This is a genomic window from Nocardia miyunensis NBRC 108239 (assembly GCF_001613065.1).
Lineage (GTDB): Bacteria > Actinomycetota > Actinomycetes > Mycobacteriales > Mycobacteriaceae > Nocardia > Nocardia miyunensis.
This window is the reverse complement of record NZ_BDBQ01000043.1, coordinates 81,134-92,057: the sequence shown is the minus strand read 5'-3', so window position 1 is coordinate 92,057 and position 10,924 is coordinate 81,134. Positions and strand designations below refer to the sequence as shown.

At 66.7% G+C, this 10,924-nt stretch carries 10 protein-coding genes; 3 read left to right on the top strand and 7 right to left on the bottom strand.

Annotated elements, in window-relative coordinates:
* The first annotated feature begins 178 nt into the window (after positions 1 to 178).
* Both NM2_RS18590 and NM2_RS18585 read left to right on the top strand, forming a co-directional pair.
* Positions 179 to 691, top strand: a complete 513-nt coding sequence (locus tag NM2_RS18590) for an ImmA/IrrE family metallo-endopeptidase (protein ID WP_067670260.1) — start codon at positions 179 to 181, stop codon at positions 689 to 691.
* A gap of 598 nt (positions 692 to 1,289) precedes the next feature.
* Positions 1,290 to 2,309, top strand: a complete 1,020-nt coding sequence (locus NM2_RS18585; protein WP_067670258.1) for a hypothetical protein — start codon at positions 1,290 to 1,292, stop codon at positions 2,307 to 2,309.
* A 297-nt stretch (positions 2,310 to 2,606) separates the two neighbouring features.
* Here the strand turns inward: NM2_RS18585 and NM2_RS18580 are convergent, their stop codons facing one another.
* Both NM2_RS18580 and NM2_RS18575 read right to left on the bottom strand, forming a co-directional pair.
* Positions 2,607 to 3,023, bottom strand: a complete 417-nt coding sequence (locus NM2_RS18580) for a helix-turn-helix domain-containing protein (RefSeq protein ID WP_011207048.1) — start codon at positions 3,021 to 3,023, stop codon at positions 2,607 to 2,609.
* Between the two features lie 506 nt (positions 3,024 to 3,529).
* A complete protein-coding gene (locus NM2_RS18575; protein ID WP_067670256.1) occupies positions 3,530 to 4,696 on the bottom strand; it encodes a steroid 3-ketoacyl-CoA thiolase in 1,167 nt (388 codons plus the stop codon).
* 136 nt (positions 4,697 to 4,832) lie between these two features.
* On the opposite strand from NM2_RS18575, the gene NM2_RS18570 reads away from it, so the two are divergent.
* The gene (locus tag NM2_RS18570) at positions 4,833 to 6,068 is read left to right on the top strand and encodes a cytochrome P450 (RefSeq protein ID WP_084531216.1); all 1,236 of its coding nucleotides are present in this window, start codon (positions 4,833 to 4,835) and stop codon (positions 6,066 to 6,068) included.
* Between the two features lie 233 nt (positions 6,069 to 6,301).
* Here the strand turns inward: NM2_RS18570 and NM2_RS18565 are convergent, their stop codons facing one another.
* The 5 genes from NM2_RS18565 to NM2_RS18545 are packed head-to-tail and all read right to left on the bottom strand — an operon-like array spanning position 6,302 to position 10,788.
* Positions 6,302 to 6,724, bottom strand: coding sequence for a nuclear transport factor 2 family protein (locus tag NM2_RS18565; protein WP_067670254.1), 423 nt, complete (start codon positions 6,722 to 6,724; stop codon positions 6,302 to 6,304).
* Positions 6,721 to 7,593 (bottom strand): TIGR03619 family F420-dependent LLM class oxidoreductase, encoded by an 873-nt coding sequence (locus NM2_RS18560; protein WP_067670252.1) that lies wholly within the window; start codon positions 7,591 to 7,593, stop codon positions 6,721 to 6,723. The genes NM2_RS18565 and NM2_RS18560 overlap by 4 nt, the downstream gene beginning before the upstream one ends.
* Positions 7,590 to 8,756: a thiolase family protein gene (locus tag NM2_RS18555; protein ID WP_067670250.1), complete on the bottom strand. Its 1,167-nt coding sequence runs from the start codon at positions 8,754 to 8,756 to the stop codon at positions 7,590 to 7,592. Before NM2_RS18555 ends, NM2_RS18560 begins: the two co-directional genes overlap by 4 nt.
* Entirely contained in the window at positions 8,753 to 9,781 is a 1,029-nt protein-coding gene (locus NM2_RS18550) for a thiolase family protein (RefSeq protein ID WP_067670248.1), read from the bottom strand. The genes NM2_RS18555 and NM2_RS18550 overlap by 4 nt, the downstream gene beginning before the upstream one ends.
* A gap of 8 nt (positions 9,782 to 9,789) precedes the next feature.
* Positions 9,790 to 10,788, bottom strand: a complete 999-nt coding sequence (locus NM2_RS18545) for a Zn-ribbon domain-containing OB-fold protein (RefSeq protein ID WP_067670246.1) — start codon at positions 10,786 to 10,788, stop codon at positions 9,790 to 9,792.
* Positions 10,789 to 10,924: the final 136 nt, after the last annotated feature.

The window sequence follows — 10,924 nt, the reverse complement described above, 5'->3', positions numbered from 1 at the left end:
GGCGAGCTCCGCTCTGCCCAAGCCCGAAGTGCTGACCGTGATCGGCGGCCTGGTCGCCATGGCACTGGCCGCGGCCGCATCCGGCGCGATCAGCTTCCAGAGCGCTTCGGCCGCGCAGGCGCGCATCGACGCCGCGCGCGCGGAATTCTTCGGACCTCGGGCATAGAGGGGTGAGGTCATGACTGAGAGTCGTATCCAGAGCGGTCGTTCGTATCGCCGCGTCGCGGCCGCGGTGGACGCGGTCTGCGCGGTGGCCGCCGATTTCGACGCCACCGATCTCGACGAGGTGGTCCTGGCCGTCTCCGCCGAACGCCGCCGTCCCATCGAGATCGCCAGCGCCCAGTTGGGGCCCGGTGTGTGCGGTCAGCGGCGGAGTTATCCGGAGAAGGACGTCATCGTGCTGGCCTCGGCGCTGCCGGGCCGCGAGCACACCCTCGCACACGAGTTGGGGCACATCATCTTCGATCACCCGGGCGAGACGGCCACCGAGGTCACCCTCGAGGCCAGCGACGATCTCATCGCCTACATGCTCAGTCAGCGCGCACATCAGCAGATCGTCGACGACGGCGAGGACGAGCGGGCCGAATGGGAAGCCGAAACCTTCGCCAACATGCTGATGACCCGTCTGCGCGTGTTCCACAACCGCGGCGCGGGCGTCTCGGTACTGCGTTTCGACGAGGCCCTCGGGTGAGCAAGGCCGCCCCGCACCCGACCGCACAGGGTCACAACGTCATTCGTGCTGCGATGCGACACGCACGGACGCTGCCCGAAACGGGCCGGGATTCCGATCGAACAGGTTTGCGCCGCAACGGTATTCGCGGTGGAAAGCCGGCGCTGTCCATGCCGGGCAGGGTGTCTCGTGACGCAGGTTCGGATCGCTCCGGCATTCGCGGTGGGACGTGGACGCTGTCCGCGCTGGGCAGGGCGTGTCGTGGTGCGGGTGTGCGCCGTGCCGGGGCTTTCGGCGAGGCGTCGCCGGTGGGGACGCAGTCTGCACCGGGCGGGGAGTCTCACCGCGCAGGTCTGCGCCGCAACGGTATTCGCAGTGGGACGTCACAGGCACGGGCCTCGACCGTGCCGGGCCGGGCATCTCATCGGGTAGGGGTGCGACCGGTCGTGAGTCGCATCAGCACACCGTTCGTAGTGGCGCTGTGCACCACGAGCGCCGTGTCCGGGCACGCTGGGCCCTGCAACACGGACCTTCTCGGTGGGGCCAGGCGCACGCCGCCCGTGACACGCTCGGTACCCGATCGGTCTGAGCCACACAGACATTCAGTAGGGGAAACAGCATGACATTCTGGTTGACTGCGCTGCTGATCTGGATGGCGGCGGGGGCTCGGGTGGGGCGGGTGCTGGTCAAGCCGGCGACGACCGCCCGGGTGGCGATCGTTGTCGCGGTGGCCTCGGTGGCGGCCGCGGCGACCGTATCGGTTCCGGAAATCGGTCTGGCACTGGACAATCTGGTGCCGCACGGGATCCACGGGATGATGTTCGGCGACCGGATGGTCGTCGCGGCCTGGCTGTTGTTCACCGTCGCCACCTCGGTGGTGGCCGCGGCGGCGTGGCCGGTGGTGTCCCGGCAGAATCTGCGGAAGATCGCGCTGATCATCTACGGCGCCGGCGTCGTCGCGATCGGGCTCACCGTGGCCTGGTCGGTGCTGTTCGGCTGGGTGGTGGCCCTGCTGGGCTGTGTGTTCATCGCCGTGACCGGTCTGCGGAACCTGGACTGGACCGCGCTGGGCCGCGGTATCGCGCTCTACACGTTCGGCACCGTCGTTGTCGGTGTGCTCGCCGCGCTGTCGATCCGGCGGCTGGCGATCGGCGAGGCGCCCGCCCAGCCCTCGGCGCCGGGCTGGTATTGGCCGGTCTGGGAGATCGCGAGCCTGCTGATCGCGGTGGGCGCGGTGTGGATCGTCATCGAGCTGTGGGTGCGAGCGCGCGTGCTGCTGCGGCAGATCCGGCCGCTGCACCACACCATGACCAAGCGTTTCCCGGAGGTCGTGGCGCACGATCAGACCGGTTCCACGACGCAGCTCAAGGCGTCGGATCACGTCGCGCAGATCATGGACGCGCTGTATCTGCAGTCCGGCGGTGGCGTCGAGCTGGCCGCGGCGGGGACGCCGCCGGGCGCCGCGTCCGAACGCGCCGAACTCGTCGCGCGCTGGGCGCACAACCCGCTGGGCGACGTGGTGGTCGACGCGCGCTGGATCGCGCCGCCGCAGGGCCTGAGTCCGCGCGGATGGGTGCAGGCGATCGCGCGCGCATTCGACGCCGAACCGGGCCGCCCGGCCGTATCGCGTCCCGCATGAAATATCGGGGGCGAAAGTCCGGTATGCATGTTTTGTCTTCTGTGATTACGGGAACACTTACCGATTCTTTTGGTGCGCTATCACAAACGCTCGGTGTTCGCCGAACCAACCGGTATGGCGGTGCCGATCACATCAACTAATCCGTTGTACGCACATGTGCAAGCACAACTCATGAGTGGAGCACTCCTCGAGGTATGTGCTCGCACTTGTGGCCGAAGCGTCATCGCTTCGGTTATCGACCCAAAAGCGACACAGTGCGGATACGAGACTCCGCACTGTGTCGCTTTGTGGGGCTTCCTATTCCGTGCCGTCCGGCGGGATCTCGGGTAGACCCTCGCTCGCCCGCAGCTTCTCGGCCATTGAGGTCAGGAGGTTCTGCGATTCTTCGGAGAGATCGAACGCCCTACTCGACAGACGACGCAGTCCATAGCCTTGCAGCTGGGACAGTAGCTCGAGATCGTGATCGATCTTGGCCGCGTAGATGTCGTTGAAGAAGTAGTCCGGTTTGACCTTGAAGAACTTCGCCAGCGCGGCCACCGTCTCGTCAGAGGGGTTTGTGCGCTGTCCCGACCGCAGCTGTGAGAGATACGGTTTCGAGATCGGATGGCCGGAGGCCGTCAGCGCAGCCGCCACCTCGGCATTGGTGTGCGGCTTACGCCCCGGGGGATGCACGGTTTCGAACAGCTTGTTCAGCCGCGCCGCGAAATCAGCCATTGTGAGCCGCCCAATTCCCTTCGCTGTACTAACAGTCGTTATCTCGGATACGTATCATTGATATTAGCGGCTGAGTAACTGAAAACCTACGCCTGATTCGCGATTTCCTTGAAGCTTCCAGACGCTCGGTTCGTGAACCGGTGGTTGTGGAGGCGTTTGCGGGCCACCGCAACGGTTGTCAGGAACCGCAGGTAGAAGCCGGTTCTGGCCCGTCGCAAGGGTCCTTCGACCCGAACCGGCGGTAGCCGTAGAATAGCTGACGTCTCATCGTCCTATCTGTACCGCAGATTGTGTGGCGTACGCCACGTTCGGGGAATCCTGGCGTGAAGATTCAACAACGGCTGATAAGGGCACTGTTCGCGCCTGAGCGGCCCTGATCTGCGCTGTCGCATGTGCGCCAGCGACGCACATGAGGACCTTACTCACGACTCCGCCCCGGCGCACGCGAAGGGGCGCACCAGGGCGGGGGATGCCGGGATCGTTGCTGACCGAATTGTCGGTATCTGTCAGATCCGCTCGATGATGGTGCCGGTGGCCAGGGCGCCGCCGCAGCACATCAGGACCATCGCGGTGCTCTTATCCGAACGCTCCAGCTCGTGCAGGGCGGTGGTGATCAGGCGAGCGCCCGTGCTGCCGACCGGATGCCCGATCGCGATCGCGCCGCCGTTGACGTTCACCCGGTCCAGATCCGGCTTGTGCACCGAGGCCCAGGACAGCACCACGGAGGCGAAAGCCTCGTTGATCTCGAACAGGTCCAGATCGCCGATGCTCATCCCGCTGCGCTCGAGCAGCCGCGAGCACGCCTGCACCGGGCCGTCCAGGTGGAACTCCGGCTCGCCGCCGACCAGGCACTGCGCCACGATGCGGGCGCGCGGGCGCAAACCCGTTCGCTGCGCGGCCTTTTCGTCCATCAGCAGGACCGCGGCCGCGCCGTCGGAGATCTGCGAGGAGGTTCCGGCGGTGTGCACGCCGCCCTCGAGCACGGGCTTCAATTTGGCCAGACCCTCGCGGGTGGTCTCGCGCAGGCCCTGATCCCGGGTGACGTTCAGCTTCTCGCCGGTGAGCTTGCCCTCCTTGTCGACCTGCGGCGCGCCGGTCACGGTGAGCACCTCGCGATCGAACCGGCCCTGCGCCCACGCCTGCGCGGCGAGGCGCTGCGAACGCTCGCCCCACTCCTCGACGTCGTCGCGAGTCAGCCCGCGCCGCTTGGCAATTCGCTCCGCGGCCTCGAACTGGTTGGGCATGTCGATATCCCACGACGCGGGGCGGCGCGGCCCGGCGTGCTCGCCGACGTTGGCGCCCAGCGGAACATGGCTCATCGACTCGATGCCGCACGCGAGTCCGACCTCGACGGCATCGGTGGCGATGAGTCCGGCGACCATGCCGACGGCCTGCTGCGCTGAGCCGCACTGGTTGTCGATCGTCACCGCGCCGGTCTGCCACGGGAGTCCGGCGTGCAGCCAGGCGGTGCGGGTGACGTTGTTGCCCTGCTCGCCGACCTGCATCACGCAGCCGCCGACGACCTGTTCGACGAGGGCGGGATCAACTCGGGCCTTGTCGAGCACGCCCTGCTGTGCGACGCCGAGTAGTTCCGCGGCGTGCAGACCGGCCAGCCAGCCGTTGCGCTTACCGACCGGGGTGCGCGCGGCCTCGACGATGACGGGTGTTCCCATAGCTATCCTCCGGTACAGAAACTGTAACAAGTTCCCCAGATTGACATGCGTGCAGAATCTGGCTTCTTTACTACTGATACCACCTATGCTGCAATGAAGGTAGAACGTGTTTCAGTTAGTCGAAGGAGACAAGCTGGTGGTTGACACTCGCATCGCGCCGAACTTGCCCACGGGCTTCGACGTGACCGATCCGCAGATCTGGGCGGAACGGGTGCCGGTCGAGGAATTGGCCGAGCTGCGCCGAAGCGCACCGATCTGGTGGAATCCGAAATCGCCGGAGGTGGGGGGTTTCCAGGACGACGGCTTCTGGGTCGTCAGCAAGCACGCTGACGTCAAGGAGGTGTCGCGTCGCAGCGACGTGTTCTCCAACTACGAAAACACCGCCATCCCGCGGTTCAACGACGACATCCAGCGCGAGAACATCGAGATGCAGCGTTTCGTGCTGCTCAACCAGGACGCGCCGCAGCACACCCGGATGCGCAAGCTGATCGCGAAGGGATTCACCCCGCGCGCGGTCAACGGCCTGCGCGACGAGCTGTCGTCTCGGGCCAAGGGAATCGTCGAGGCGGCCGCCAAGTCGGGTGCGGGTGATTTCGTCACCCAGGTGGCCTGTGAGCTGCCATTGCAGGCCATCGCCGAGCTGATCGGGGTGCCGCAAGAGGACCGGATGAAGCTGTTCCAGTGGTCCAACGACATGACCGGATACGACGATCCGGAATCCACCGCGGATCCGCTGCTCGCCTCGACCGAGATCCTCGGCTACGCCTGGCAGATGGCCGAGGCGCGCAAGGCCAACCCGGCCGGTGACATCGTGACCGAGCTGGTCAACGCCGATATCGACGGTGAGGCGCTGACCTCGGAGGAGTTCGGCTTCTTCGTGATCCTGCTGGCCGTGGCCGGTAACGAGACCACGCGCAACGCCATCTCGCACGGCATGGTCGCCTTCCTGGAGAACCCGGATCAGTGGGAGCTCTACAAGAAGGAGCGGCCGGCCACCGCGGCCGACGAGATCATCCGCTGGGCAACCCCGGTCTCCTCGTTCCAGCGCACCGCGCTCGAGGACACCGAACTGAGCGGGGTGACGATCAAGAAGGGGCAGCGGGTGGTGCTGGTGTACCGCTCGGCCAACTTCGACGAGGAGGTGTTCGAGAATCCGTACTCCTTCGACATCACCCGGGATCCCAACCCGCACTTGGCATTCGGCGGAACGGGCGCGCACTTCTGCATCGGCGCGAATCTGGCGCGGCTGGAGATCGATCTGATCTTCAACGCCATCGCCGACCACCTGCCGGACATCTCGAAGCTGGGTGACCCGAAGCGGCTGCGTTCCGGCTGGCTGAACGGCATCAAGGAATTCGAAGTGAAGTACTGAGAGCACGAAACGGGCGGGCACCGGGATTGACCTCGCGCCCGCCCTTTTCGTCTCGATCCCCACCGGCTGGAGTCTGCTGAAGCGAAGCGAGAAGCCGACGTGCTCAGCGGCGAAGCGTCTCTGTATCGCTGGGAGTCGCCCGCGAAGCGAAAGGCTCAGCAACGCCAACTCCAAGGTTTTCGGCGCGGGCTCGTCAGCGCCGAAAACCCGCCGGAGCGAAGCGGAGGCCGAAATTACCGCATCGTGCGCATGGCGCGGTCTGTCTCCCAGTAGGCGCGCAGGGCCGCGATCTTGCCGTCGTCGTCCACGCGGTAGGTGAAAACGCCTTCGGCGTCGATGATCTGGCCGCCGATGCGGGTGCGGATGAGGCCGGTGTAGGCCACCTCGTTACCGCAGGCGAAGGAGTCGCCGAAGACGAACTCGATGGACTCCGTCGAGGCTATCGCCTTGTCCCAGAACGCCGAAATCGCGTCGCGGCCCCGGTGGCCCTTGCCCTCGGGGTCGAAACCCGACGGGCCGATGGGGTCCTCGACGATGCCGTCCGCGGCGAACAGGTCGAGCCAGGCTTCTTTGTCGCGGGCGCGTACCGCGGACTGCGAGGCGCGCCCGGCCCGGCGGGCAGGATGCTCGTCCTGCCCGCTCGCCGCCGCGCTCACTCCGACCCCCGGATGTACTTGTCGGCGAAGCCGCGCAGCGAATCCTGTTTGGCCGAGAGTTCGGCATCGAAGCCGAGACCGTCGAAGATCCACGGAACCACGATGGAGTCGGTGACACCGGCGGCGGCCAGCTCCTCGTAGCCCGACTTGCCGAAGCGGTCGATGCAGACCACCTGGATCTCGAACGGGTCTGCGGCCCGGCCGTATTCGGCACGCAGCTTGGTGAGCTCGGCGATGGTGGAGACGATGTCGTCGTACTTCATCATCGCCGAGGTCCAGCCGTCGCCCACCCGGGCGGCCCGGCGCAGGGCCGGACCGGTGTGGCCGCCGATGTAGAAGGGCACCGGCCGCGTGGGCGCGGGGCTCATCTGCAATTTGTCGAAATCGTAGAACTCACCGTGGAATTCGACCATTCCGCCGCCCAGGACGAGCTTGATCACATCGATCATCTCGTCCACGCGCGCGCCGCGGCGCGCATAGGGCACCCCGCACCACTCGAATTCCTCGGGGGCCCAGCCGATTCCGACGCCGAAGCCGAAACGGTTGCCGCTCATGGCCGCAACGGACCCGACCTGACGGGCCAGCAGCAGCGGATTGCGTGAACCGAGTTTGAGCACGTTGGTGTAGAAGTGGATCTTCTCGGTGACCGCGGCCATGGCCGTCGCGCCGATCAGCGGATCCACCCACGGGGTGTCCGGACCCCAGAAGCGGTTGCCGTCGGGGGTGTACGGATACTTCTCCGACTGGGATTGCATGTAGAACAGCGAATCCGGCAGCGCGATACTCGAAAAGCCGCACTCCTCGGCCGTTTTCGCCAGCTCGGGCAACTGCTCGAGCGGGCTCATCGCGATTCCGACGGTGAATTTCACGGCTGTTCGCTCCCGACCACCCACATCGAGAAGTACTGCGATCCACCGCCGTACGCGTGTCCGAACGCCTTGCGGGCGTTCTCCACCTGGTAGTCCCCGGCGCGCTGCATGACCTGCTTGGCCGATTCGGCGAAGCGGATCATGCCCGACGCGCCGATCGGGTTGGAGCTGAGCACGCCGCCGGACGGGTTGACCGGCAGCTTGCCGCCGATGCGGGTCTCCCCGGCGTCGGTCAGCTTCCAGCCCTCGCCCTCGGGGGCGAAGCCCAGGTTCTCCAGCCACATCGGCTCGAACCAGGAGAACGGCACGTAGATCTCGGCCGCGTCGATCTCCTCGACCGGATTGGTGATCCCGGCCTGCTTCCACAGTGCGGCCGAGGCGTCCTTACCGGCCTGCGGGCTCACCTGATCCCGGCCGGAATAGGCCAGCGGCTCGGTGCGCATCGCGGTGCCGTGCACCCACGCCACCTTCTTGCCCGATGCCTCGGCCGCGCGGGCGGAGGACTCGTCACCGAAGACGATGGCGCACGCGCCGTCGGAGGACGGGCATGTCTCGTCGAAACGGATCGGATCCCAGAGCATCTGGGAGGCGAGCACCTTCTCCAGGGTGATGTCGGCCTGCTGCAGATGGGCCAGCGGGTTGCGTGATCCGTTGAGCCGGTCCTTCACCGCGACCATCGCACCGATGTGCAAGGGGGCGTTGGCCCTTCGGATGTAGGCGCGCACGTGCGGCGCGAAATATCCACCGGCGCCCGCGCCTACGGGCTTGGTGAACGGAACCGGATTCGACAGCGCCCACATGGCATTGGATTCGGACTGCTTCTCCCACGCCACCGCGAGCACCTTGCCGTGCACGCCGGCCTGCACGTGGTTGACCGCGACGATGGCGGTCGAGCCGCCGACCGAACCGGCGGTGTGCACGCGCAGCAGCGGTTTTCCGGTGGCGCCCAAGGCATCCGCCATGAACAGCTCGGGCATCATCGAACCCTCGAACAGGTCCGGGGCCTTGCCGATGACAACGGCGTCGATCTCCGCCATGGTCACACCGGCGTCCTCGAGGGCGCGATCGATGGCCTCGCGGCACATGCCCGACATCGAAACGTCGCTGCGTTTCGTCACATGATGGGTTTGTCCGGTGCCGAGCACCGCGGCGGGGGAACTCATTTGGCCTCCAGAGTGGCGACGAGGTTCTGCTGCAGGGCCGGGCCGCTCGAGGCGTGGGCCAGGGCGCGATCGGCGGTGCCGTTGATGATTTCGGTTGCCGCGTAACCGATCCGCTCGAGTCCGGCGGAGAACATCGGATTGCCGGACAGCGCACCGCCGGACGGGTTGATCCGGGTCTTCTCGCCCAGGCCGATGGCCTGCTTCAGGATCAGCTGTTCGTGGCTGTACTGCGCATGCAGTTCGGCCACGTCGAATTCGGTGTTGCCGCCGGTGGCCGCCTTCGCCGCCGCGGCGGTAGAGGGGGAGGTGCTCAGATCGCGCGCGCCGAGCATCGGGGTGTCGATGCGATGGGCGATACCGGTCAGCCAGGCGGGACGTTCGCACAGTTCCCGGGCGCGATCCCCGGAGGCCAGCACGATGGCAGCCGCGCCGTCGGTGATCGGCGCGATGTCGTGCTCGCGCAACGGATCCGCGACGAACGGCGCGGCCAGGCGCTTGTCGATTTCGGCGTCGTCGGCAGCGTTGACCGCGGCCATGTCACGTTCGGTCCAGCGTCCGGCGTCCAGGCCCGCGCGGGCCTGCAGCCCGGCCATCGAGACGGCGTCCGGCCACAGCGGGCCGACCAGATACGGATCGGTCTGCAGTGTCAGCACCTGACGCAAGGTCCCGGCCGAGGGCTTGCCGAAGCCGTACACCAGGGCCGTATCCACCTGTCCGGAGCGCAGTTTCACGTATGCCTCGTACAGCGCCCAGGCCGCGTCCATCTCCACGTGCGATTCGTTGATCGGCGGCACTGCGCCGATCGAGTCGATCGCCGAGATGAACGAGAAGGCCCGTCCGGCAAGGTAATCCGAGGATCCCGAGCACCAGAAGTCGATATCGGAAACGCCGATGCCGAGCTTGTCGTACAGGGTGTGGAAGCAGGGGATCAGCATTTCGACACCGTTGGTGGTGCCGTAGGTCTCCCGGACATGCGGAGCGTGGGCGAAACCCACGACCGCGATGTCGTTCGTGTTGTGGCTCAAGGGTTCTCCTACAGATGCTGCGAGAAGCTGTCGTAGTCGGCGTCGGGTTCGCCGCTGGGCTCGAAGTGCGACACGTTGTCCAGGCCGTCGTAGGTCCACTCCTCGCGGGGCTTCCACACGGCCTTGACCCGCATGCCCATGCGCACCTCGCTGGGCTCGCAGCCGAGCACCAGATGCAGGAACGGGATGTCGCTGCCGTCCAGCAGCACATAGGCGGCCACGTACGGCGGTTTGATGCGCTGCCCCTGGAACGGCACGTTCACGATGCAGTACGTGGTGACGATGCCGGTGTCGGCCAGGTCGACGTAGTCCTCGGTGGGGTCGCCGGTACGCGGGTCCGCGCCGCGCGGCGGGAAGTACACCTTGCCGTCGGTGGCGCGCGCGCCGACCAGGCGGCCCTCCTGGATCGCCTTCAGGAAGACGGTTTCCTGCGGCGAGGCAGTGTGCTTGTAGCTCAGGTCGATCGGGGTGACGATGCCGATCACCGGGTCGGCGTCCGCGCTCGACGCGGCGGGCGCGGCGGAGGTGTCACCGGGTTCGAAGGCGGCGATGTCGTGGATGTCGCCGGTGCGTTCGGCGGCCCAGCGCACCCGCACCCGCAGGCCGGTGTGGATCTCGCCGGGGGAGGCGACGTCGACCGCGTGCAGCAGTGCGGTGTCGGCGCCGTCCAGCTTGATCAGCGCCCAGGCGAAGGGGCGATCGAACGGCTGGCCGGGCAGCGGCTCGGCCACCCAGGACCAGCTCTGCACCGTGCCGACGTCGGCGACGTCGACGAAATCCGTCAGCGGCTCGGCGGTCACCGGATCGTATTCGGCCGGGGGCACGATCACCCGGCCGTCCGAGCCGCGCACGCCGACGATGCGGCCCTCGCGCAGTCCGGTCAGGAATCGTCCTATGGTCGGGCCGACCGATCGGGTGTAGTCGAACTTCATCCGCAGCTCTGCGGCCAGTACTTCGGGAGCGGGTTCCGATTTCGGCCCGCTTCCTTGCGCAATTGTGCCGGTCATGGTGTTCCCTTGGGTCACGATATCGAGTAGAACAGGTTCTTATTCTGGTGGCAAGAGTAGCGCTGAGCCGGATGGCGGCACTCGTGGTCCCTCCGTGGTTACGCGGGCTGCCGCCTCCGGGACTGACACGAGTACC